The sequence below is a fragment of the Capnocytophaga haemolytica genome (assembly GCF_001553545.1).
Lineage (GTDB): Bacteria > Bacteroidota > Bacteroidia > Flavobacteriales > Flavobacteriaceae > Capnocytophaga > Capnocytophaga haemolytica.
Genome location: NZ_CP014227.1, coordinates 534,914 through 557,438, shown reverse-complemented (window position 1 = coordinate 557,438; position 22,525 = coordinate 534,914). Strand labels below are relative to the sequence as shown.

The window sequence follows — 22,525 nt, the reverse complement described above, 5'->3', positions numbered from 1 at the left end:
TTGAAAGCTCTTTTTGAAGCGTTAATAAATTCTTAAATTTTTATTTGAAAAATATCTAAAACTTAGTATTTTCATCAATTACACATTCTTTGAATGTTAAAGTTTGTTAAATTTTTAGAAGGGGTAATTTTTTATGCGTACATTTGCGGCATCAATATTTAATTAACTTTTTAACAAATGAAGAAAATTGCATTATTAGCAGGAGTTGCGTTGGTATTTGCAGCCTGCAGCAAGGATGACAATGGGGGAGACAATCCCAGAGATCAGAAATCAGACTTTAAAGGGTTCCTAACCTCAGAGACTGACAGTTGGGTAACTGAGAACGCTGTAAAAGTATTAGGAAAGAGTGAAACTACTTACACAGTGCCATCAGGTAGCACTTCAAGTACAACAGCAAACTTGTTGGAAAAAGAAGAGACTAAAACATACGAAGGTATTGCTCTTTTAAGGGGAGACAAAACTACTGTGTACGAGTACAATGGACAGAATCTTATCAGTAAAAGGACAGTTACAGACAATAAACCAGTAGTTTTCTTAAAGGATGTAACTGTAGGGACTTATCAGTATGACGGAAATGGTCGCTTGACTTACAGCGAAGAAAAACATACTCAGACACACGAGCACTTTGGCGATTTCAACCAAACCACTACTAAGAGAGTTGACTATGATAGTGAGGGAAGAGTTAGTTCTTGGGTTGTAGAAACCTCTGGCAATCTGTACAACCAAGTAAGTGACAAGACCACTACTAAATATACTGTTACTTACAATGGTTCAGTAGCGACAGTAGAGGTTGTTGTTTCTGTTACTGATAAGGATAGTGGAAAGGTTACAACTAACTTACCTACTTACTTGCGTTCTACTTTTGATGGCGAAGGTCGTTTGACACAGTATGAAGTTCTTTCAAATGGTAAAGCACAAGTGTCAAGAAATACTTATAAGTATGATGGCAAGAACAATCCTAAGAATGTAAGAGCGTTAGTAGCACTAAATCCTGAAAACACTGTGATAGGTGTAAGTCCTAAGAACAACTTGTCAAACCAAGAGGATTATGATGAGAACAACAAGAGGACTCAGCAACATATCTATGATTACAACTACAATGATAATGGTTACCCTACCAAGTTTACCAGAAATGACAAACCTGAAGGTAAAGATGGTACTATCCACACTATTGAGTACAAATACTAAGAAGTTTTTTTAGGTTAATAAAATTTAAGAAGCTACCCATAAATGGGTAGCTTTTTTTATTTTAGTATCTATTGATAATGAAATGATTACAACTATACTATGAATTAATTTAGGGAAAAGGTTGCACTTTTAAAAATAATATTGTATCTTTGCGCCCAAATATACGAAAGTTCGCTATACTATAATGAGCCAAATACATCAGTTAGCCGCTTTATTAGAAGAAAAAGCACTTCTATTAAAGGAGAAAATAGCTCAGATGGGCAGTACTATCAGTAGTTTGCACATAAAGGTAGCTCACCTACAAGAGGAGAAGGAAACCTTGCAACAGGAGGTTGCCTCACTGCAACAGGAAAAAGAACTACTAAGAGTAGCGAATGGTATATTAGGCAGTAAAGAGCATAGAAAAGAAGCTAAGTTGAAGATAAATGCACTCATCCGCGAGGTGGATGCTTGCATCGCGCAGCTCTCAAAACAATAGGCTATGGAAGAGGAAATGCTCAGAATAAATCTTGCAGTGGGGGAGCGTTCTTACCCATTGAATATCAAGCGTGAAGAGGAAGAAGCCTTCAGGCGTGCCGCTAAGAAGGTCAATGAAATGATAAAGAACTTTGAGCAGCAATATCAACTCAAAGACCGTCAGGATGCCTTAGCAATGTGTGCCATCGTGCTGGCTACACAAGTGGAACAAGTAGCCCTCAGTGAAAGCAAGGAAGATGAGCAGCTTAAAGCACAGCTCTCGCGCCTCGACAGCCTGCTGAGCGAGATGCTATAAACAAAGTACACAGACAAAGATTACTGCCTATATTGATTTATACTTTTTGGTAAACTCAACATTAACAATCGTAAAAGAAGGTGAGTTGAGCCAGCTAAAGCGTGCCACCGTGCGTGGATACTTGATCTGCTCAGTAGCCTTAAACCTGTTTTTCAGAGTTTTACGCAAAACATTTGAATCAATATAGGCTTTTTTTATAAATATTTTATTAACAAGATGGATAGTATATTAATTATTGTTGCCGGCGTGATTGTCGGCATTGTAATAGGGTTTGCCATCGCTAAGGTTCTGGAAAAGAAAGGTGCTTCTAAGATATTAGAAGATGCAAATACCCAAGCCGATACCCTATTGAAGCAAGCTAAAAACGAGGCTGAGAGTATTAAGAAAGAGAAGATATATCAAGCTAAAGAGAAGTTTTTAGAACTCAAAGCAGAACACGAGAAGGCGATTGCTGCTAAGGATAAGAAGATGGCTGAGGCAGAGAAGCGTATCCGCGATAAGGAGTCGCAGGTGTCTAATGAATTGGCGCAGAACAAGCGTCTGAAAGATGAGTTGGAGAAGAAAACTCAGGAGGCAGAAGAGCGCATAGAGGTAATCGAAAAGAAGCAAGAAGAGGTAGAACGTTTGCACAAGAGCCAAGTGCAACAATTAGAGGTGATTTCAGGGCTTTCGGCAGAAGAAGCTAAGAAGCAACTCACCGACTCACTCAAAGCAGAAGCACAAGCTGACGCAATGGCTTATATACAGACCTCTGTGGAGGAAGCTAAACTTACCGCACACCAAGAGGCACGTAAGATTATCATCAACACCATTCAGCGTATAGGTACCGAAGAGGCAATAGATAACTGCGTATCGGTGTTCAACCTTGAGAACGATGAGGTAAAAGGGCGCATCATTGGGCGCGAGGGGCGCAATATACGTGCCCTTGAGGCTGCTACGGGTGTGGAAATCATCGTGGACGATACCCCTGAGGCAATTATCCTCTCGTGCTTTGATGCCGTACGCCGCGAGATTGCACGCTTATCACTGCACAAGTTAGTTACCGATGGACGTATCCACCCAGCGCGTATTGAGGAAGTGGTAGAGAAGACTACTAAGCAGATAGAAGAGGAGATAGTAGAGATAGGCAAGCGCACCGTGATAGACCTTGGTATACACGGTCTGCACCCTGAATTGGTGAAATGTGTAGGGCGTATGAAATACCGTTCTTCTTATGGACAGAACCTCTTGCAACACTCACGCGAAGTAGCTAAACTCTGTGGGGTGATGGCAGCAGAGTTAGGTTTAAATCCTAAGCTGGCAAAACGCGCAGGGCTACTGCACGATATTGGCAAAGTACCACAAACTGAAACAGAAACGCCTCACGCGCTGCTCGGTATGGAGTGGGCAGAGAAGTATGGCGAAAAGCCTGAGGTATGCAATGCTATTGGTGCCCACCACGACGAGATAGAGATGACCTCACTGCTCTCACCTATTGTGCAGGTGTGTGATGCCATCAGCGGGGCACGTCCAGGGGCACGCCGCCAAGTGCTCGATTCGTACATCCAGCGTCTGAAAGATCTGGAAGATGCCGCCTTTACCTTCCAAGGTGTGAAGAAGGCTTACGCTATCCAAGCAGGGCGTGAACTACGCGTGATTGTAGAAAGTGAAAAAGTAACTGACGATAAGGCTGCTGAACTTTCATTCAACCTGTCACAGAAGATACAAACGGATATGACCTATCCTGGGCAAGTAAAGATTACTGTAATCCGCGAGACCCGCGCAGTGAATATTGCAAAGTAGGGATCAGAAGCAAGTAGTCAGAGATCGGTGCGTAACTTCCTATTCCCTGATCTCTGACCGCTAATCCCTACCTCTTAAAACGAGACACTATGGCAGAGAAAACAAAATACCAATTAGAGTTTAGCGTTAATGCTTCACCACAGATGCTTTATCAGTACATCAGTGTGCCTTCGGGATTGGCAATGTGGTACGCTGACGATGTGCGCACTTCTGATGAAGATGTTTACACCTTCGTATGGGACAACAGCGAAGAGTCAGCACTGCTACTGCGCAAGAAGTTAGATGATTATGTGCGCTTTCGTTGGCAAGAGGAAGAAGATGAAAGCATTTACTTTGAGATTAAAATACGCGTACAAGAACTCACCAAGGAAGTAACATTAGTGATCACTGACTTCGCCCCTGAAGATGAGGTAGAAGAAGCAAAACGCCTTTGGGAAACGCAAATAGCAGAACTGAAAGCTTTAATCGGGGCTTAGGCTTAGAGCAAGAGGATATGAAGATAAACTACAACGGCACCTTACTGCCGCAAGAAGAGCGCGTCATTACGAACAACAACAGAGCCTTCAAGTACGGCGATGGCGTATTCGACACTTCAAAATACGTACAAGGAAAACTACTCTTTTGGGAAGAACACTACTTACGACTAATGGCAGGGATGCGCATCTTGAGAATGCAAATACCGATGAGTTTCTCAATGGAGTTCTTAGAGGAAGGAATGCTAAAACTCATTGCTGAGAACAACTTAGAAAGCAGTGCAGTGCGGGTGCAAATCACTGTGTTTCGCAAAGATAGCCAGCTCTACACACCTACTACCAACACTGTGGATTACCTTATCGAAACCACTCCACTTACTACCCCCTTTTACACCCTGAGCGAAGCCCCTTATGAGGTAGAACTCTTTAAAGACTTCTATGTGCAAGCCGATCTTTTGGCTACTGTAAAGCACACCAACAGAATGGTGAACACCCTCGGCAGTATCTTCGCTGAGGAGAATGACTATCAGAATTGCATCTTGCTCAACTACAACAAGAGCGTAGCTGGTGCCTTAGATGGTAACCTCTTTGTAGTAGAAGGCAACACCTTGCGCACCCCACCCCTTACCGATGGGGCAATGAATGGTATCACCCGCAAGATGCTGATAAAAGCCTTAGCAAAAGTGCCCGATTACAAGGTCGTAGAAGCAAGCATCTCTCCCTTTGAATTGCAGAAAGCCGATGAACTCTTTATCACCAACACCATTGTAGGCATTCAGCCTATTACCCAATACCGCAAAAAGACTTACACACGCGAAGTAGCTAAGAACTTACTCGGCAAACTCAATACCGTAGCACGCTTCGGAATGGCTTAACTATGAAACTTACCGATTTATCTTCTCTAAAAGACAAGCGTTTGCTGGTGGCTATCAGTGGGGGCATCGACAGTGTGGTGCTCGCGCACGCCCTACACGCAGAAGGGATTGAGATTGTGCTTGCCCACTGTAATTTCCATTTAAGAGGCGAAGAAAGTGATGGGGACGAGGCTTTCGTAAGGCAGTTTGCCACTGAACTCGGTGTGCCACTGCTCGTAAAGCAATTCGACACCAAAGCCTATGCACAAACGCACAAGCTCAACACCCAACTCGCTGCCCGCGAGCTCCGCTACCATTGGTTTGAAGCAATGCGCAAAGCCCACCACTGCGACAAAATTGCCACTGCCCATCACGCCAACGACAATTTAGAGACTTTTATCATCAACCTCTCACGGGGTAGCGGCTTAGAAGGACTACTCGGCATACCAGAAGAAAGCCCCACCATTGTGCGCCCACTGCTACACTGTTCTCGTGAAGAAATACACGCTTATAGCCTCAATAACCATCTTTCGTGGCGTGAGGATAGCAGCAATGCCACCGACAAGTATACCCGCAATAAAATACGCCATAACATCACCCCACTGCTTGAAGAACTACACCCTAACTTCTTGGGTAATTTCAATAAGACACAAGTGTACTTACACCAGACCGTGCACTTTATAGATACACAGATAGCCGCCTTAAAAGAGCACTGTTTTAAGCCCTTAGAAGGCAGCATTACTGAGATCGACATCGCAACCCTGAAAGCACTCCCCGAGCTGGACTTTGTGCTCCACAAGCTCTTTTATCCTTATGGTTTTAACAATATAAAAGATTTAAAACAACTGCTCTTAGAAGCCGAGACAGGCAAGCAATTGCACTCCCGTACGCATCGCTTGTTAAAGAATAGAAATCACCTGCTTTTAGAAGCGCAAAAGCAGCTTTCAGATGTGGAAATACTTATAGAAGAAGGCGTTACGCACATCACCACACCAATAGAATTACACATAGAACATACCACTGAGGCGAGGCTCTCCCCTACTCCTTCTCCTGATACTATCTTTATCGATGCCGACAAACTGACTTACCCACTGACGCTACGCCACAGACGCGAAGGCGACTTCTTCTATCCAGAGGGAATGCACGGCAAAAAGAAACTCAGCAAATACTTCAAAGACGAAAAATACGCGCAATTCGAGAAAGAACAACAATGGCTGCTATGCTCAGGCGAGGCTATCGTGTGGGTGGTAGGCAAACGACTCGATGGGCGTGTTAGCATCACTTCCGCCACTGAGCACATTTTAAAGATTCACAAGGCATAACTTAGCCTTTCAGCAGGTGAAAAAGCAGCAAAAAGATGTCGCGGGGCACTTCCTCAGCCCCTAACCGCTCTAAATAAGCACTGTACACTTGGCAATCGACCATACTAATGCCTTCATCCTCTTCAAGCATTGTGATAAAGCCATATTCCGAAGCATTGGGTGCAAGGCTAAACATACTTTCCCCACAAAAAACCGCACCCATACGGATACCGTAAAGTCCCCCGATCAATTCCTCACCTTGCCACACCTCCACCGAGTGCGCAATGCCCTTGCGGTGCAAGGCGGTGTAAGCCTTGATCATCTCGGGGTGTATCCAAGTGCCGTGTTGCCCCTTGCGCTCCACTGTGGCACAATGGTGCATTACCTCTTCAAATCGCTGGTCGTAAGTAACCCTATAAACCTTCTCTTTCAGTAACTTACGTACACGTTTAGAGAGGTGCAATTTCTCGCGAAAAAGCACAAAGCGCGGATCGGGACACCACCACAACACAGGCTCATCGGCACCGTACCAAGGGAAAATACCCTTCGAATACGCCTCTATCAGCCGCTTAGTGGTCAGCTCCCCTCCAAACGCAATAATTCCTTCCTCTGAGATTTCCTCAAAGGAAGGAAATGGTATGTTATGCTCCAAACGCTTCATCAAATATTAAAATGGCAAGTCGTCCTCACTGCCATCTGCCGCCGCGTTAGCCCCTTGTGCGGGTGCTGGCGCAGCTTGAAATGCCTGCTGAGGCTGCTGTGGAGGCATCTGCTGGAACTGAGGTGGTACCTGCCCATACTGCGGCTGTTGTGCATATTGAGGTGGAGCCTGCTGATACTGCCCCTGAGGCGCATACCCTTGCTGTGGTGCATACCCCTGTGGCGGATATTGCCCATATTGCCCTTGTGGAGCGTACGCCTGTTGTGGAGGCATTCCATCTGCTGGCTCAATGCGCCAACCTTGAAGGTTCAATATATACTTTACTTCCCCCTGAGGGTTCGTCCACTCGCGCCCACGCACATTAAAACTTACACGTACTACCTGACCAACTGCCAGTCCATCAAGCAGAGCGCACTTCTCTTGCACAAAATCAAAAGGAATAAACTGCGGGTATTGTTCCTCTGTAGAAATCACTAACTCGCGCTTTTGGAAGCCATTTGCCCCCACTGTCTGCACTTCACCTATCTTTACAATTCTGCCTTGCAGCTCCATATTTGCCATAATTTTTTACTTTTCAATTAAAGCACAAAGGTAAACACTTTTTACCAATGAGCAAAATTTTTCGCACAAAAAAAGTTAGCATATGATGTTATATCCCTTATAACGAGTGTATTACATAATCATCTATCACGCTTATTTTCCACCCTCTTATACGAAGCTACTACGAAGCCGTATCGGATAGATCTCCTTTTATCCTCCTCCATTGGTTAATTTTAGAAAATATAGTCCCTATTTCAAAATAAAGTCGTACCTTTGCACTTTAAACAAAGAAATATACTTATGAAAAGATTTATTATTTTAATAGTAACCGCCTTAGCTTTTGCTTCTTGCGGAAAAGACGGTGATGGTAACGGATCTATCTTGGATGAAAATGCCTATTACCTCAAAATGTTTGCAGCTCCTGAGTTTAGTATCTCAGAAGTAGCTGTTTCTTACAATGGAGGTACTATCTTCCCTGAAGGCTACCCCGTCCCCCTTACTAAGGATTGGGTACAATATCTCTCTGACGATGATAGACCTACTCGCCTAAAAATAACAGGAAAAGCTACAAAAAAAATCTCTCTAAAGATACAGATTCTCTATAAGAAGGCTGTTATCAAAGAAATGTCTCTCCCTACTGACGACAATGGAAATCTATCAGACCCAATAAGATTAGATTATTAAGATTAATATTAGCTTAAAACAAAAAATCCCTTCACAGTCCTTGCCGTGAAGGGATTTTTGTTATTTACTGTGCACTATTCGCTATTCGCTGTGCACTATTCACTTTTCACTGTGCACTATAACACTATCATTGTGGTATTACTGAAAACTCTGCGCCGCTGGCGAAATCCTGACCATATTGTTCGCTGAGGGCAGTGAAACGGATGTAGCGCGTCTTTATAGGAGCTTTAAAATAGGCATCTTTCGCGGTGTTGCGGTTGCGCCCAAAGCTGCCTTTGTGAATTTCGCGCCAAGTCTTGCCGTCATCACTTACGGAGATGGTGTAGTCCTTCACTTCGCCATTATATCCAGAGAGGCGAGGCAAGTAACTGAATCCTTTGATGGTCATCGGCTTCATCAGGTCGAAATCTACCCAATGTGGATGTTTCGCCACCGTAACGGAGTAGGCGGTGTGCCAAATCGTGTTGGGATCGCCATCGACAAGGTGCGAGGCGTCTCCTTCGCCGCTTTCTTCACTGCTGGCAAAGATCACTTTGATAGGCACGGGTTTATCCTTTCCGAGGAGCTGCGGCGTTGCAGGTAGCGCGCTGCTGGCGACTACTGCCGCGCTTTCGGCGAGTTTGTCAGCCTTAGCAGGACGAATGATACAACGGAAATGGTGCGGCATTGCCATCACACGATCCTGATTGAGCGGTGCAGGACCGCAACTGTTTCCCCCAACGCCCGTTGTGGCGATATTCAGCTGCAAATAAGTGCCGCTCGAGGTAGGTAATTGGTATGAATGTCCCGCGTAGATAAGCTCTTTCGCGGAGTAAGGCAGTGCGGCGGTTGCCATCATCTCAGGAGCGATAAACACCGCCCCCGCACGGCTTGCATCGGTCAGTGCTGCCCAACGCGTATCCTGATGTTGCCCCATATCCTGTGGCTTAGGCAAGGCAATCACCTCGTCTTTCACGCTATTGCGGTGTATATCCACGAAAGCACTCGTCTTGCGGTCGGGATAGTTGCACTCAGGACCACGACCGTAGTATGTAAACTCATCGTACGTCTTAGGCAGCTTCATTATGTAGCCAAGCTCGGGCAAAGTAACCGAATTGTCGTTGGAAGTGATCGCGGCGGCAATCTCCACGCTGCCATCGGGATAAACAGCAAAATTTTGTGCGGTAATGAGCTTAAAAGGACGCCAATGCTCGGGGATCGGCAGTTCCTCAATGGTGTTTACCGCCGCACTGGTGCTGCCTTTGAGCTGTGCAGGATTGGGTGCTTGCGATTCCACCGTGAACGCCACCGTGTAAGCTCCTTTTACGGGCTTATCTGCCTCTACTTTGCTCGCAATCGCCTTGTGATGAAGGTTGTGAAGTCCTTTTTCGAACCATTGATGCATTGCCCAGCCATCGTTGTTGATAAACGCCCTAAAAGCATTCAGCTCAAAACTGTTTGGCTCGAGGAGTGCCTTGCCTGCGTAGCTCAATTCGGCGATGTTGCCTGTGGTGGGGTTAAAACGAATGTCGATGGCATCGTTGTGTAGGCGTATCTCCTTAGGCGACTTGCTAAGGGTGAGTTTTTTGCCTTTGGCAACGCTGGCAATCGGCTGCTTAGCAGGGTCGCTCTTCAGAGGCAACTGTTCTTCCATTTGTATATAGCCTTCCTCAGCCCATAACTGCTTCCTCTTATGTAGAAATTCAAAGATGATAAAGTATTCTCCCTTATCACTCATCAAGCTTGCTAATGCTGGTATAGTAATCGTCTTCTTGCTGCGCGGTGCTACACCCTCAGGCGAGAAGCTGTCGGTATCTACAATCTTACCGTCTTTATACAATAACCAAGCACCATTGTAGTCTGATAAGTCCTTGAAATAGTTTTTATTAAAGATCTCAAAAGTGTTGCCTTCCTTATGACTTACAGTTACATTCTGATACACCTTCTTAATCTCAAAATACTGCGGTTTCGGCGTGCGATCGGCGAGCAACAAGCCGTTCATCACGAATTGTCCATCGTTGGGATAATCGCCAAAGTCGCCCCCGTAGGCGATGTAGCGGATGCCATCCTTGGTGTAATTGTAAATGCCCTGATCTACCCAATCCCAAACCGAAGCACCGCAAATAAAGTTGCTCGACTCTATCGCCTTCCAATAATCGGCGAGATTGCCCGCAGCATTGCCCATCGAGTGGGCATATTCCGAGATGTGAAACGGATATTTGATGTCGAACTCACCGCTTGCCGCGCCTTGCACCCAGCCGACTGATGGGTATTGGTTCGAGCCCATATCCACGATGTCGTTATTGCGTTCGTATTGCACGGGGCGCGTCGTGTCCACGGCTTTCACCGCCTTGTAAGCAGCAACGAAGTTATTGCCCGGACCTGCCTCATTGCCGAGCGACCAAAGCACGATGCTCGGGTGATTGTAGCTGCCTTCTACCATTTCAACGCAGCGCGCCACGTGCGCCTTTTCCCATTCCTTGGGGTGCGATAGCGATTCTTCGCCATAGTAATACTCGTGCGACTCGAGGTTCGCCTCGTTCTCTACATAAAGTCCATATTTATCACAGAGATAGAAGAAATAAGGGTCGGTCGGATAGTGCGATAAGCGCACCTGATTGACGTTCGCTCGCTTCATCAGGCGTACATCCTCTTCCATCATCGCGCGGGTGATGGCGTGGCCTACCGTTGGGTGCGATTCGTGCCGATTGACGCCCTTAAACTTCACAGGCTTGCCGTTTACGTAGAAATATCGCCCTGCCTTGCCAAACTCATCCTTATCGGCAGGCGTATCCTTGATTTCTACCTTCGTAAAACCAAAATACGAGGAGACAGTCTCGATCACCTTGCCTTTTTTATCGGTAAGTTGCGCCACAAGCACATAGCGATGAGGCTCCTCAGCCGACCACGCTTTGATATTCTTTGCAGGGATTTTCAAATGGCTCTGCGTAAGGGCGTTCGGTGCTGCTACTGCTACGGTGGCACTGCCCTTAAGCTCAGCAACTTCCTTCACAGTATCGGAGTACAATTCGCATTTATAAACCTTATAGTTCAGGTGTAATTGCTTTGCCTGCTTAGGGGTAAGGTTACGAAGGGTGGCATTCAGCACAATTTCCCCAGAGGGAAGATCCTCCTTGCCTCCTTCGATAGAGGAGCTTGCACCGCCTGTACTGACTGAAAGTTCGCCTTGCACATTCAGGTTGTAAATCTGCAACTTAGGGGTAGAACGGAGCGCGACAGTGCGGAATATCCCTGGCAGACGGAACATATCCTGCGCCTCCAAGAACGACCCGTCGCTATTGCGGTATACCTCTACAGCCACCGTGTTGGTGCCCTTTTTGAGATAACGGGAGATGTCGAACGAGGCGGTATTGCGTGAGTTCTTTGAGAAGCCCACGTATTGCCCGTTGATCCAGAGGTAGAAGAACGAGTCCACGCCATCGAAGTCGATAAACACCTCACGGCCATCCCAAGAAGCAGGGATTTCAAAGGTGCGGCGATACTGCCCTACCTCATTGCGATACTCGTAGGTAGTCCACGTTTTCGGGGGCTCGCGCATCACGCCTCCGCGCCAGTCGTCCTTCACGATTTTGTGTTGGAAGATCACCTTTTGGTTTACGTAGATGGGCAGCCCGTATTTTAGGCTGCCGTTCTTCTGAATGCCTGCCACATTCCATGACGAGGGCACCGCGAGCTTGTCCCACGCTGAGGCGTTGTAGTCGGGCTTAAAAAAATCCTTTACGCGCCCATCGGGTGTCTTACTCCAATGGAATTGCCAATCGCCGTTAAGGCTTAGCCAATACGAAGAATGTTCGGGGAGCACTTTGGTGGCACTCGCCTCATCCGCGAATGAGAAGAAGTAGGCACGAGGATACTCCTTGTTGAGGGAAAGCTCCTCCACCGATTCCCATTCCTTGCCTGTGGGAGCCTCCTGCTTGCCGTAAGCGAAGCCTCCCAGCACTTTGTGTTGCCCCATTGCTAGCGGAGAAGCCGCCAATGCCAAGGCAAACGCTGTGGTTTTCAAATGGATTGGTTTCATAAATATTCGTTTTGGTAACTCGTCTTATTAGCCGACAAAGGTAAGTTTTTTTAACGTATAAAGCAAATTTTTAACAAAAATATTTTCTTTATGAAAGATTATTGTACTTTTGCGTTCGCAATGAAAATCTTAAAATACTTATTTTGGACGCTGTGGCACGTGTGGTTCTACGTGCTTACTACCTTGTTGATTGTGCTGCTATTGCCTGTGTTATTGGTGTTTACGGCACGCCGCGAGTGGTACCCACAACTCTATTGGGTAGCCCGCAACCTCTGGGCACGCCCTATCCTCTACGGAATGGGGTGGCGTCCTATGGACAGAAGTCAGAGAGCAGAGAGCAGAGAGCAGAGAAAGTGGCGCGAGCTGGCGCAGAGACAGTATGTGAAGAGTAATGAGCAGAGAGTAGACTCTAAAAGCTCAAAGCTCAAAGCTCAAAGCTCACACTCACAAATGCTTATTGCTAATCATACGAGTATGAGCGACATTATGCTGATGCTGGTGTGCAGTCGTGCGCCGTTTGTGTTTGTGGGGAAGAAGGAGTTAGCAAAGCTACCGCTCTTTGGGTTCTTCTACCGCAGAGCCGTTATAATGGTCGATCGCTCGAGTGCACAGAGCCGCCGTGAGGTCTACACTCAGGCGATGGAGCGAATTGCACAGGGGTTGAGCATCTGCATCTTCCCTGAGGGAGGCGTGCCTGACGATGAAAGCATCGTGCTCGACAAGTTTAAGGATGGTGCTTTCCGCATTGCCATTGAGTGCCAGATACCCATCGTTCCGATAGTCTTCTACGACAATAAACACCGCTTTCCTTACCGCTTCTTTGCAGGTAGCCCTGGGCGTATGCGTGTTGAGGTGCTGCCTACGATCTCCACAGAGGGCTTGATTCTTGAGGACAAGGAGTCGCTTAAAACACAGTGCCACAAAGCTATTTATGATAAGCTTTTAGGTGATAGCTTTGAGCTTTTAGGGCTAACGCGCTGAGCTTTTTCAGCTTATTGCCAATAACTTCTACCCTCTCCCTACTAATTTCGCTACGTATTTTCCTATGACGTCAAACTCTAAGTTTACGCTGTCGCCTACTTTGAGGTACTGCAAAGTGGTGTGTTGCAGCGTATAGGGGATAATCGCCACGCTAAAGGTGTCAATGCCTGAGTCCACTACGGTGAGGCTCACGCCGCTGACGGTGATAGAGCCTTTTTCGATGGTAGTGTTGCCTTTGCTCACATCGTAGCGGAAGGTAAAGCGCGTGCTGCCGCCTTCTTCTTCAATGGCGATGCAGTTGCCTGTCTGGTCTACGTGTCCTTGCACGATATGTCCATCGAGGCGTGCGCCGAGCAGCATACCGCGCTCTAAGTTCACACAGTCGCCGACTTTCAGCGTGCCAAGGTTCGTCTTTTGGAGCGTTTCGGCAATGGCAGTAACGGTGTAAGTATCATCTTGGATACCCACCACCGTGAGGCAGACGCCATTATGCGCCACACTCTGGTCGATCTTAAGCTCGGGGGTAAAACCCGCTCTTACGGTTATGTGAAGGTTACCTTCTTGTCGTTCTAAGGCGATGACCTCGCCTAAGGTTTCTATAATTCCTGTAAACATAGTGATTAGTGGTTAGGGATTAGGGATCAGAGGTCAGAACTCTGTGCTGTGAACTGTCTGGTCTATGCTTTATCTATGCTTGATTGTTGTTTTATCCTCTTACTATCTTCTTAGGTGTATTCGTTCTGGCTCCGTTGTGTATTCGTTCTGTATTCGGTGGTGAAAGGGGAGCGGGATACTGTGAACTGAGCACTGACTTCTCATTTCTGACTTCTCATTTCTGGCTACTGATAGCTATTAATCGAGTTTTGTGGTGAGTTCCTTAAATACTTGGCTGACGCGTTTATTGCCGTAGAGTGCTTGGTATACGGCGTCCAAGATGGGGGTATGCCCTGGGCATTCTTGCTTTTGCTTGATGAGGTAGGCATTTTTTACGGCGTAATAGCCCTCAGCAACCATATTCATCTCTGCCATCGTACTCTTTACGGTGTAGCCCTTGCCGATCATATTCCCGAACATACGGTTGCGACTAAAGAGCGAATAGGCAGTAACAAGCAAATCGCCTAAGTAAGCCGAGCCATCGATGTTGCGCTCTGCCTTGTAGATACAGTGGATGTAGCGATGCATCTCGCGGACGGCATTGCTGAGCAGCACTGCTTGGAAGTTATCGCCATAGCCCAAGCCGTGAGCGATGCCTGCTGCCAAGGCGTAGATGTTCTTGAGCATCGTTGCATATTCAATGCCTACCACATCGTCCGAGATTTTAGTCTTTACGTAGTGGGTGCGTATGGCGGCAGCTACGGCTTCGGCTTTTGCCTCGTCAGCACAGGCGATGGTGAGGTACGAGAGCCGCTCGAGTGCCACTTCCTCGGCGTGGCAGGGACCTGCGATCACCCCGATGTTCTCCTTGGGCACGCGGTGCAGCTGGTGGAAATAGTCGCCAACGATCATACCGCTATTGGGCTCAATGCCTTTGATGGCTGAGAAGACGACCTTCTCGGTAAGCGACTCGCTCAGGGGGTTGAGTTCATCGGCAAGGAAAGCCGAAGGGATCGCAAAGACGAGAACGTCGCTCTGGCGTATTGCCAAGTTGATGTCGGTGGTAAGGGTGAGCTTGTCGGTGTCAAACTCTACATCGCTGAGGTAGTTGAGATTGTGCTTGGTCTGGCGGATATTCTCAATGGCTTCCTCATCGCGCATATACCAACATACGTGCGGGGTATTGGTAGAGAACAACTTGGTGAGCGCAGTAGCCCAACTGCCGCCCCCAAAGACCGATATGCGTATTTCTTTGTTCATTCTTTTGTGTATTTTTTTTGCAAAGATATAAAAAATAAAAGCAGAACTCAGATATTTTATCCAAATTCTACTTTTTATCTTATATTTAGATATTATTTTACTTCCTGCATTAGTTTTCGTACTAATGGTGAAATAAGTACCAACAACACCCCTGCCCCGATTGACCAATAAGCTACCTGCTGATATCCAGAGGTGAAAGCCATTAGTTTATCAAAGTTAGAGGCATTTTTATCTGGTGAAGTCATACTTGCTCCTAAAATACCTGCGACGTATTGCCCATAAGCACTTGCTAAGAACCACATACCCATCATTATTCCTTGCAAGCGTGCTGGTGATAGCTTCGTCATAATGGAAAGCCCAATAGGCGAGAGACACAATTCTCCAAGAGTCATCACAAAGTACGCCCAGATAAATACATCCAGTGAACTTATTCCCTCACTATTAGCGAAGTACCTCAATAAGTACAAGATATAGAATGCTATGCCAAGGAATAGAAAGCCTAAACCAAACTTTACCACTGTGTTGGGTTCTAACTTCTTTTTTGCCAATGCCACCCATAGCAAACCGACTAAGGCTGCAAAAATAATCACAAAGAAAGCATTAGCCGCATTATTCACTCCGTTAGGGTCTAAGGTAAGTAGCCCAAAAAGCGCCTTATCACTCACATTGTTTGCTGCTACTACACTCAGCGATCCGCCTCCTTGCTCAAAGAAAGCAAAGAATAGTATAGAGAAGAAGATAAATACCAACGCTGCCAATAGTTTCTTAACCTCTTCCTTAGTATGGCGCCTCATCTCAAAGATGAGATATAAAAGCGTCAGTGGACCTACGGTATACATAAAGTAGTTCGTATACTCATTGTTAATAACCATCTGCATAATTAGCGGGATACACGCCAATGCAATTATATAAACCACTACCTCATAGATATGGCGTTTTTTCTTATCGAACTCGTGAAGTGGTGAAATCCCGATAGGACCTAAACTGCGTTTTGTAAATACAAAAGTAACAAGACTTATTGCCATCACAATAGCTGCCAAACCGAAAGCCATATTCCAGCGCAAGCCCTCAGGAATATACGAAGAGAGCATATATCCCTTTCCTATTGCTACACAAGCATATCCTCCTAAGAAAGCTCCGAGGTTAATTCCCGCATAGAAGAGTGAAAAACCTGCATCGCGGCGTGTATCTTCTTTCTTATAAAGCCAGCCCACCATAGCCGAAATATTAGGCTTAAAGAAACCTGTACCTACCACGGTAAAGCTAATTCCAAGAAAGAAATGCGTATGTGGGTTGATTGCTAAGATAATACTACCTGCAATCATCAGAAGTCCACCCCAGAACAACGACCTACGGAAGCCTAACACCTTATCAGCAAAAAGCCCTCCCACAAAGGTAAACGCATAGATAAACGCCTGAATAGCCCCGTATTGCAACTGTGCATTCTTATCTGAGAGCATCAGTTCGTTTATCATAAAGAAGACGAGCATACCCCGCATACCATAGAAACAAAAACGCTCCCACATCTCTGAAAAGAATAAAACCCAAAGCTGCTTGGGGTATTTACCTTTAAACTCTTGAATATCTTGTAATGTCAATACTTTCTCACTCATTGTATCTCTGAATTAATTAGTTTTAAAATAAGTAGTTAGAGGGTATTATTACCCTAATTTTCACCATACGAAGCGCAAAGATATATAAAAATATCTTATAGATAATACAATCGTTAGAAAAATCACAAAAATAGCTTCGCTATCCCACAGCCTATGGCATAGCATACGATATCCTCCCACGAAAAATGGTTCCCCAATAGGATATAGCCCAAACTGCCATAGGAGAAGCCTAAATAAGAGGCTATCCTGAAGTATTGCAACACTTCTACCACTACGGCAAAGATAAAGATGCCTATGAGGAGCTTATCTTTATTCTTGACCTTTACAAAGGAAAGAACCAAGCAGTACAAAAGGAGTATCACGAGAATATCACCCACATAAGCACGCAAAATGCCTATCCTGCTCAGCACCGTAGCGATGAGCACCTCAATGGCAAAAAACACAAGCGCCTTATAGAAATACGAAGCGTTAAATTTTAATTGCATAAGATTGTTTTTTATAGTATAGGTTCCCCGTTGAGGTTAGTTGTCAGGGCGGTGGTCATAAACTCAAAGAAAGGGCGCATTGCCTTAAAACTATCAACGACCTCACTGAAAAAGCGGTCGCTCAGGGCATCCTCGACAGCAAAACTGCGCATCAGGTAGAACTGTTTTTTGCGGATATAAGCTACCATCGGGTCGTCCTTAGCGAAGCCCTTAGGTGCTGACTTGAGTTCCTCACCCGCGAGCTCCCCACCGAAGTACTGCTGTATAGGCTTGCTGTTGAGTATTTTGAGAAATGCCTCTCCTTCTAACTCGAGTTCCTTACGGATACGGTAAAGATCGTCCTTCTCAGGACCATAAAAGCCTCCAGCGACAAACACCTGTTCAGGGCTCAAGTGCAGGTAGTACGCCCCACGGTTGTGTGGCTGCTTGCGACCAATATAAAGCCCAAAGTGGTCTTTGTAAGGCGTCTTATCCTTTGAGAAGCGCAAATCGCGATAGATGCGGTATATCTTGATAGCGCCTACTGTATCGACATCTGCCACAGCATCGTAAACCTTATGGAAGAAGCTATCTGCCTCGTTCTTTGCTTTTTGGTATTGCTCTTTATGTGCCTCAAACCACTGGCGGTTGTTGTTCTGTACAAGCTCCGAAAGGAACTTAAAAACCTCTGTTGTCATCTTTCTAATGATTACTTAAATGATAAATCAGGTGCAAAGGTATAAAATAATTATTAATAATTGCTTATTTGATTGTTTTTCGTACCTTTGCCGCACCTAAATAAATAAGAATTATGAGTAAGAATGTTTCAGACCAACTCGTTGAGATGTTGGTACAAGCTGGGGTGAAGCGCGTGTATGCCATCACTGGCGACAGCCTCAACCCCGTAAATGACGCTATCCGCCGCGATGGTCGTCTTGAGTGGATACACGTACGCCACGAGGAATCGGCGGCATATGCTGCCTCAATGGACGCCGAACTACACGGTATCGGTTGCTGTATGGGCAGCTCAGGACCAGGGCACGTGCACCTTATCAATGGGCTGTACGATGCCAATCGCGCGGGTAACCCCGTGATTGCCATTGCGAGCACTTGCGCTACGCAGAAGTTCGGCACGCACTGGTTCCAAGAGACGAATCCTTTTTATCTCTTTGAGGATTGCAGCAAGTATGTGTATGTTGCCAATACCCCTAAGCAGTTCACCACGATGATGCAACGCGCTTTGCAGACGGCTATCAACGAGAAAGGCGTGGCAGTGTTGGGCTTGCCTGGTGATGTGGCAGGTGCTGACCTCGAAGAGGTGTCTACGGCTACACAGTCCTTCCTCACCCGCCCTGTAGTGCGCCCCTCAGACGCTGAGCTGGATAAGCTCGCAACAGTACTCAACGATGCGAAGAACAAGAGGTTTGTGCTCTACTGCGGACACGGTTGTCGTGAGGCTGTCTCTCAGGTAGAGGCTTTGGCAGAGAAGCTGAAAGCCCCTATCGTATCCTCTTTTAGAGGGAAGATCTTCTTTGATAGAGAGGATAGCCCTTATGCAGCGGGTATGAATGGACTCTTGGGGCATCGCTCGGGCTATGATGCTTGTGCTAAGAGCGATGTGCTTATTATGCTCGGCACGGACTTCCCTTATGCGGAGTTTTTGCCTAAGAAGAACACTATCATTCAAATAGACGAACGCCCTGAGATCATCGGACGGCGTGCAAAGGTAGACTACGGCTATGCGGGAGATGTGAAGGATACTATTGAGGCTCTCTTACCACGTCTTAAAGGTAACGCCGATGACAGCTTCCTTACAAGCATTCACAAGGAGTATGTGGAGCTTGAGAAGAGTCTCGACCACTACACTTCTAAGAAGACGGAGGTAGACCAAATCGACCCTGAGTATGCTGCTAAGCTACTCAACAAATATGCTGCACAGGACGCTATCTTCACGGTGGACACAGGTATGAACGTAGTGTGGGCAGCACGCTTCATTAAGGGTACGGGAGAGCGTTACCTCACAGGCTCGTTTAATCACGGCTCGATGGCTAACGCCTTACCAATGTCCATTGGGGCGGCAGCCTCTGAGAAAGGGCGACAGGTGGTAGCAATGTGTGGCGATGGGGGACTCTCGATGCTCTTGGGTGACTTGGCAACGATAATGCAGTATCAATACCCCGTGAAGATATTCGTATTTAACAACCGTTCGCTGGCAATGGTAAAGCTTGAGATGGAAGTATCGGGCTATTTGGATTGGCAGACCAATATGGTGAATCCGCCTTTTGATAAGATTGCTGAGCTGATGAACATCAAGGGTTTTGAGGTGCACAAGACAGAGGACTTAGAGGGTGTTGTAAAGCAGGCTTTTGAGACCGAAGGGCCTGTGCTGGTGAACATCTACACCAATCGCGATACGCTGGCAATGCCTCCGCACATCACCTTTGAGCAGATGAAAGGCTTTGCTACTAACATTATCAAGAAGATAGGCAAAGGCGACTTTGCCGATGCTAAGGACGCTATTGCCAACAGTATGGGGCACATCAAAGACGTGTTCTAATGTATAATGTATAATTAAGAGATCAGGGGTCAGGGAGCAGTTGCGAGTAACAAAGGCAGCTGTTTTCTGACCCTTGATTTCTGTTTTCTGACTTCTCATTTCTGGTTGCTAAAAAATGTATATCGCTTATCACCCTATTTATAATCACCCTGTGCCTGAAAACCACAGGTTTCCGATGCTCAAGTACGAGCTATTGCCGCGTCAGTTGTTGCTGGAGGGTATTGCCACAGAGGCGGATTTCTTCGCCCCTGAGAAGGCTGCCATAGAGATGGCGTATCTGGTGCATAGCAAGGAGTATGTGGACAAGTTCGTCAGCTTGGGGCTTTCGGCTAAGGAGGCGCGTCCCATAGGCTTTGTGCAGTGTCAGCAGCTGGTGGATAGGGAGCTGACGCTGGTGCAAGGGACGGTGCAGGGGGCAGTGTATAGTGCACAGTGTATAGTGAATAGTGAAAAGAGGACAGAAGGCAGGGATCAGGGGGCAGGAGGCAGTGCGCAGCCCTCAAGGCTTAATCCCGCAGACGGCGTCCGTCCTCAAATTGCTTTTAACATTGCTGGGGGTACGCACCACGCATTTTCGGATCACGGTGAGGGGTTCTGTATGCTCAACGATCAGGCGATAGCGGCGCGCTACCTGCTCAGTGAGGGCTTGGCGCAGCGGGTGCTCATCGTGGATTTGGACGTACATCAGGGCAATGGCACCGCTGAGATATTCAAAGAGGATGCGCGGGTGTTCACCTTCTCGATGCACGGACGCACAAACTACCCTTTCCACAAAGAGCAGTCGGACTTGGACATTGCTTTGGAGGACGGCACAGGCGATAGGGAGTATTTGCGACTATTGGAGCAACACTTGCCTGCCGTATTGGCACAGCATCAGCCTGAGTTTGTGTTCTACCAAGCGGGGGTGGATGTGCTTGCTACGGATAAGCTCGGGAAGATGGCGCTGACGGTGGAGGGCTGCGGGGAGCGCGATCGTATCGTGTTTGAGGCGTGTGCCGAGCGGGGGCTGCCTATGCAATGCTCTATGGGTGGTGGCTATTCGCCGCAGCTGCGCGATATTATCAGGGCGCACGCTAACACCTTCGCAATGGCATTGCAGTGCGGTATGCTCTAAGAATGTTTTCTTTTTCTATGGAAATCCATAGGGTGATTTTAACATATTCTTACTAAAATCCTCCTTTTATTAAATAATACACAATCCGTAGTAGTGCCGAAAAGCTCCTAAAAAGGCGCCTTTTGGGTAGGGAGATCATCCGTACTCCATCCGTAGTGCAACCGTATTGGTACCGTAGTTGCTCTTACCTTGCTCTTACGTTGCTCTTAGGTTCCTCTTACGAGGAGGGGTTAGGGATTAGTAGTTAGTGGTTAGAATGTTGTGGGAAAGTGTTGTGTTGCGGTATTGTTAAAAAGATGCTGCAAAAGTACGAAATAATTCATAATACACAAAATTTCTAATATCTTTTTGTTGTTATTTTTTGAGAGATCACTGTTGGCGGCGTGGTGTATAAGCAATTAAACACTTGGTTATTAGCATGGTAGAGTATTTTATGCGTATTGTATTTGATGTGTTGCCCTTGGAAAAATGAGTCTTTAGGGTTTATCATTCGTGTATTATTTTGTATCTTTGCGCTTTCAAAACGTTATAACAATGACAAATGCAAGTATATTAAACGAGATTATTACTTCGCGGAAGAGTATTTTCCCGAAGGATTACAGTGCTGAACCCATTGAGGAGGCGGTGCTTGAGGAGATTGTGCGTTCAGCGGATTATGCACCTAACCACAAGCGGACGCGTCCGTGGCGGTTGCGGGTGTTTCGCGGTAAGGAAAAGGCGCAGTTAGGCAAGGAATTGGCGCGGTTGTACAAGAAGAATGCTTCGGCAGAGGACTATTCGGAGAGCAAGGAGAAGGCGATAGTGCAGCGTGTAGAACAGAGCGATGCGATAGTGACGATCAGCATTCGCTTCAGTGGTGAAGTGGCTCAGTGGGAGGAGGTTGCTGCTACGGCTATGGCGGTGCAGAATATGTACCTTAGCTGTACTGCCAATGGGGTGGGTTGCTATTGGGGCACTCCTGGCTTTATGCACCAGTTGAGGGATTTTCTGCACCTTGAGGACGACCAAGAGTGCTATGGGCTTTTCTTTATGGGGAAAGTGAAGATGTAGTAATAGGCTTCTATACAGTTATTTATGAAGAGAGAACACAGTTATATCAGTGTGCTGATACGGTTTTTCTTTCAGGGGATTTTGATACTGGGTCCGCTGAGTGCTACGATATGGATTATCTGGTCGATATTCAAGAGTGTGGATAACTTGGCGCCTCAGATCTCGCAACATTACCCAGGGGTGGTGTTTGGGGTGGTGATCGTAGGGACGATGCTCATTGGTTTTGTGGGGAGTAAGCTCCTCTTGGGCAAGTTCGTAGTAACGGCGATGGATTACCTGATGATGCATACTCCTGGGGTGAAGGTGATTTACTCGTCGATCAAAGATATGCTCAATTCATTTGTGGGCGATAAGCGTAAGTTTACCAATCCTGTGTGGGTACGCGTGAATGAGACACCTGAGATATGGCGCATTGGCTTTTTGACACATCAGATGGTGAACTTCTCGGATATGGCGGATATGGTGAGTGTGTACTTGCCGCATTCGTATGCTATTTCGGGCTGGGTGATTGTCACTGCCTCGGTAAATGTGAAGCCTGCTGAAGGCTTTACCGCTCAGAAAGCGATGGAGTTTGCCCTAAGTGGGGGGATCCTAAAAGGGGAAGAGAAGGCGCAGTAGG

General features: G+C 46.6%; 21 protein-coding genes. 13 read left to right on the top strand and 8 right to left on the bottom strand.

Features of this window, described 5'->3' with window-relative positions; translation table 11 throughout:
• Positions 1 to 177 precede the first annotated feature (177 nt).
• The 7 genes from AXF12_RS02545 to tilS all read left to right on the top strand — a co-directional run bounded on the left by AXF12_RS02545 (position 178) and on the right by tilS (position 6,391).
• Entirely contained in the window at positions 178 to 1,188 is a 1,011-nt protein-coding gene (locus tag AXF12_RS02545; RefSeq protein WP_066428070.1) for a hypothetical protein, read from the top strand.
• Positions 1,189 to 1,372: 184 nt separating this feature from the next.
• Positions 1,373 to 1,666 (top strand): hypothetical protein, encoded by a 294-nt coding sequence (locus AXF12_RS02540; protein WP_066428069.1) that lies wholly within the window; start codon positions 1,373 to 1,375, stop codon positions 1,664 to 1,666.
• 3 nt (positions 1,667 to 1,669) lie between these two features.
• Positions 1,670 to 1,960, top strand: a complete 291-nt coding sequence (locus AXF12_RS02535) for a cell division protein ZapA (protein ID WP_066428068.1) — start codon at positions 1,670 to 1,672, stop codon at positions 1,958 to 1,960.
• A 216-nt stretch (positions 1,961 to 2,176) separates the two neighbouring features.
• Complete coding sequence (gene rny / locus AXF12_RS02530; RefSeq protein WP_066428067.1) at positions 2,177 to 3,742, top strand: ribonuclease Y; 1,566 nt, start codon at positions 2,177 to 2,179, stop codon at positions 3,740 to 3,742.
• An 89-nt stretch (positions 3,743 to 3,831) separates the two neighbouring features.
• Positions 3,832 to 4,218: an START-like domain-containing protein gene (locus AXF12_RS02525; protein WP_066428066.1), complete on the top strand. Its 387-nt coding sequence runs from the start codon at positions 3,832 to 3,834 to the stop codon at positions 4,216 to 4,218.
• 17 nt (positions 4,219 to 4,235) lie between these two features.
• Complete coding sequence (locus AXF12_RS02520) at positions 4,236 to 5,090, top strand: aminotransferase class IV (RefSeq protein WP_066428065.1); 855 nt, start codon at positions 4,236 to 4,238, stop codon at positions 5,088 to 5,090.
• Positions 5,091 to 5,092: 2 nt separating this feature from the next.
• Positions 5,093 to 6,391, top strand: a complete 1,299-nt coding sequence (gene tilS, locus AXF12_RS02515; RefSeq protein WP_066428064.1) for a tRNA lysidine(34) synthetase TilS — start codon at positions 5,093 to 5,095, stop codon at positions 6,389 to 6,391.
• A gap of 1 nt (position 6,392) precedes the next feature.
• Here the strand turns inward: tilS and aat are convergent, their stop codons facing one another.
• Together aat and AXF12_RS02505 are read right to left on the bottom strand one after the other, a co-directional pair.
• A complete protein-coding gene (gene aat, locus AXF12_RS02510) occupies positions 6,393 to 7,031 on the bottom strand; it encodes a leucyl/phenylalanyl-tRNA--protein transferase (protein WP_066428063.1) in 639 nt (212 codons plus the stop codon).
• A 6-nt stretch (positions 7,032 to 7,037) separates the two neighbouring features.
• Complete coding sequence (locus tag AXF12_RS02505; protein ID WP_066431706.1) at positions 7,038 to 7,583, bottom strand: DUF3127 domain-containing protein; 546 nt, start codon at positions 7,581 to 7,583, stop codon at positions 7,038 to 7,040.
• 288 nt (positions 7,584 to 7,871) lie between these two features.
• Between AXF12_RS02505 and AXF12_RS02500 the strand changes: the two genes are divergently transcribed.
• Positions 7,872 to 8,255 (top strand): hypothetical protein, encoded by a 384-nt coding sequence (locus tag AXF12_RS02500; RefSeq protein ID WP_066428062.1) that lies wholly within the window; start codon positions 7,872 to 7,874, stop codon positions 8,253 to 8,255.
• 127 nt (positions 8,256 to 8,382) lie between these two features.
• On the opposite strand, the gene AXF12_RS02495 is transcribed toward AXF12_RS02500, so the two are convergent.
• Positions 8,383 to 12,273 (bottom strand): glycoside hydrolase family 2 TIM barrel-domain containing protein, encoded by a 3,891-nt coding sequence (locus tag AXF12_RS02495; protein WP_066428061.1) that lies wholly within the window; start codon positions 12,271 to 12,273, stop codon positions 8,383 to 8,385.
• A 120-nt stretch (positions 12,274 to 12,393) separates the two neighbouring features.
• Between AXF12_RS02495 and AXF12_RS02490 the strand changes: the two genes are divergently transcribed.
• Positions 12,394 to 13,254, top strand: coding sequence for a lysophospholipid acyltransferase family protein (locus AXF12_RS02490; RefSeq protein WP_074861024.1), 861 nt, complete (start codon positions 12,394 to 12,396; stop codon positions 13,252 to 13,254).
• Between the two features lie 27 nt (positions 13,255 to 13,281).
• On the opposite strand, the gene AXF12_RS02485 is transcribed toward AXF12_RS02490, so the two are convergent.
• The 5 genes from AXF12_RS02485 to AXF12_RS02465 form a co-directional block, all read right to left on the bottom strand.
• Positions 13,282 to 13,869 (bottom strand): riboflavin synthase, encoded by a 588-nt coding sequence (locus tag AXF12_RS02485; RefSeq protein WP_066428060.1) that lies wholly within the window; start codon positions 13,867 to 13,869, stop codon positions 13,282 to 13,284.
• A gap of 237 nt (positions 13,870 to 14,106) precedes the next feature.
• The gene (locus AXF12_RS02480; protein WP_066428059.1) at positions 14,107 to 15,108 is read right to left on the bottom strand and encodes an NAD(P)H-dependent glycerol-3-phosphate dehydrogenase; all 1,002 of its coding nucleotides are present in this window, start codon (positions 15,106 to 15,108) and stop codon (positions 14,107 to 14,109) included.
• Positions 15,109 to 15,200: 92 nt separating this feature from the next.
• Positions 15,201 to 16,721 (bottom strand): peptide MFS transporter, encoded by a 1,521-nt coding sequence (locus tag AXF12_RS02475; protein WP_066428058.1) that lies wholly within the window; start codon positions 16,719 to 16,721, stop codon positions 15,201 to 15,203.
• Between the two features lie 122 nt (positions 16,722 to 16,843).
• Positions 16,844 to 17,206: a ribosomal maturation YjgA family protein gene (locus AXF12_RS02470; RefSeq protein ID WP_066428057.1), complete on the bottom strand. Its 363-nt coding sequence runs from the start codon at positions 17,204 to 17,206 to the stop codon at positions 16,844 to 16,846.
• 11 nt (positions 17,207 to 17,217) lie between these two features.
• On the bottom strand, positions 17,218 to 17,883 hold the full coding sequence (locus AXF12_RS02465) for a DUF2461 domain-containing protein (RefSeq protein ID WP_066428056.1): 666 nt from the start codon (positions 17,881 to 17,883) through the stop codon (positions 17,218 to 17,220).
• Positions 17,884 to 17,996: 113 nt separating this feature from the next.
• Here AXF12_RS02465 and AXF12_RS02460 point away from each other — a divergent pair, with 113 nt between their 5' ends.
• The 4 genes from AXF12_RS02460 (at position 17,997) to AXF12_RS02445 (ending at position 22,524) form a co-directional block, all read left to right on the top strand.
• Positions 17,997 to 19,742 (top strand): thiamine pyrophosphate-dependent enzyme, encoded by a 1,746-nt coding sequence (locus AXF12_RS02460; protein ID WP_066428055.1) that lies wholly within the window; start codon positions 17,997 to 17,999, stop codon positions 19,740 to 19,742.
• A 115-nt stretch (positions 19,743 to 19,857) separates the two neighbouring features.
• Positions 19,858 to 20,856, top strand: coding sequence for a histone deacetylase family protein (locus AXF12_RS02455; RefSeq protein ID WP_066428054.1), 999 nt, complete (start codon positions 19,858 to 19,860; stop codon positions 20,854 to 20,856).
• Between the two features lie 534 nt (positions 20,857 to 21,390).
• The gene (locus tag AXF12_RS02450; protein WP_066428053.1) at positions 21,391 to 21,906 is read left to right on the top strand and encodes a nitroreductase family protein; all 516 of its coding nucleotides are present in this window, start codon (positions 21,391 to 21,393) and stop codon (positions 21,904 to 21,906) included.
• 24 nt (positions 21,907 to 21,930) lie between these two features.
• Positions 21,931 to 22,524, top strand: a complete 594-nt coding sequence (locus AXF12_RS02445; protein ID WP_066428052.1) for a DUF502 domain-containing protein — start codon at positions 21,931 to 21,933, stop codon at positions 22,522 to 22,524.
• Position 22,525 lies beyond the last annotated feature (1 nt).

Excerpts from the sequence above, each read along its gene's own strand:
- AXF12_RS02545 (WP_066428070.1), top strand. The coding sequence starts at position 178 with ATGAAGAAAATTGCATTATTAGCAGGAGTTGCGTTGGTATTTGCAGCC.
- AXF12_RS02540 (WP_066428069.1), top strand. The coding sequence starts at position 1,373 with ATGAGCCAAATACATCAGTTAGCCGCTTTATTAGAAGAAAAAGCACTT.
- AXF12_RS02535 (WP_066428068.1), top strand. The coding sequence starts at position 1,670 with ATGGAAGAGGAAATGCTCAGAATAAATCTTGCAGTGGGGGAGCGTTCT.
- rny (WP_066428067.1), top strand. The coding sequence starts at position 2,177 with ATGGATAGTATATTAATTATTGTTGCCGGCGTGATTGTCGGCATTGTA.
- AXF12_RS02525 (WP_066428066.1), top strand. The coding sequence starts at position 3,832 with ATGGCAGAGAAAACAAAATACCAATTAGAGTTTAGCGTTAATGCTTCA.
- AXF12_RS02520 (WP_066428065.1), top strand. The coding sequence starts at position 4,236 with ATGAAGATAAACTACAACGGCACCTTACTGCCGCAAGAAGAGCGCGTC.
- tilS (WP_066428064.1), top strand. The coding sequence starts at position 5,093 with ATGAAACTTACCGATTTATCTTCTCTAAAAGACAAGCGTTTGCTGGTG.
- aat (WP_066428063.1), bottom strand. The coding sequence starts at position 7,031 with ATGAAGCGTTTGGAGCATAACATACCATTTCCTTCCTTTGAGGAAATC.
- AXF12_RS02505 (WP_066431706.1), bottom strand. The coding sequence starts at position 7,583 with ATGGAGCTGCAAGGCAGAATTGTAAAGATAGGTGAAGTGCAGACAGTG.
- AXF12_RS02500 (WP_066428062.1), top strand. The coding sequence starts at position 7,872 with ATGAAAAGATTTATTATTTTAATAGTAACCGCCTTAGCTTTTGCTTCT.
- AXF12_RS02495 (WP_066428061.1), bottom strand. The coding sequence starts at position 12,273 with ATGAAACCAATCCATTTGAAAACCACAGCGTTTGCCTTGGCATTGGCG.
- AXF12_RS02490 (WP_074861024.1), top strand. The coding sequence starts at position 12,394 with ATGAAAATCTTAAAATACTTATTTTGGACGCTGTGGCACGTGTGGTTC.
- AXF12_RS02485 (WP_066428060.1), bottom strand. The coding sequence starts at position 13,869 with ATGTTTACAGGAATTATAGAAACCTTAGGCGAGGTCATCGCCTTAGAA.
- AXF12_RS02480 (WP_066428059.1), bottom strand. The coding sequence starts at position 15,108 with ATGAACAAAGAAATACGCATATCGGTCTTTGGGGGCGGCAGTTGGGCT.
- AXF12_RS02475 (WP_066428058.1), bottom strand. The coding sequence starts at position 16,721 with ATGAGTGAGAAAGTATTGACATTACAAGATATTCAAGAGTTTAAAGGT.
- AXF12_RS02470 (WP_066428057.1), bottom strand. The coding sequence starts at position 17,206 with ATGCAATTAAAATTTAACGCTTCGTATTTCTATAAGGCGCTTGTGTTT.
- AXF12_RS02465 (WP_066428056.1), bottom strand. The coding sequence starts at position 17,883 with ATGACAACAGAGGTTTTTAAGTTCCTTTCGGAGCTTGTACAGAACAAC.
- AXF12_RS02460 (WP_066428055.1), top strand. The coding sequence starts at position 17,997 with ATGAGTAAGAATGTTTCAGACCAACTCGTTGAGATGTTGGTACAAGCT.
- AXF12_RS02455 (WP_066428054.1), top strand. The coding sequence starts at position 19,858 with ATGTATATCGCTTATCACCCTATTTATAATCACCCTGTGCCTGAAAAC.
- AXF12_RS02450 (WP_066428053.1), top strand. The coding sequence starts at position 21,391 with ATGACAAATGCAAGTATATTAAACGAGATTATTACTTCGCGGAAGAGT.
- AXF12_RS02445 (WP_066428052.1), top strand. The coding sequence starts at position 21,931 with ATGAAGAGAGAACACAGTTATATCAGTGTGCTGATACGGTTTTTCTTT.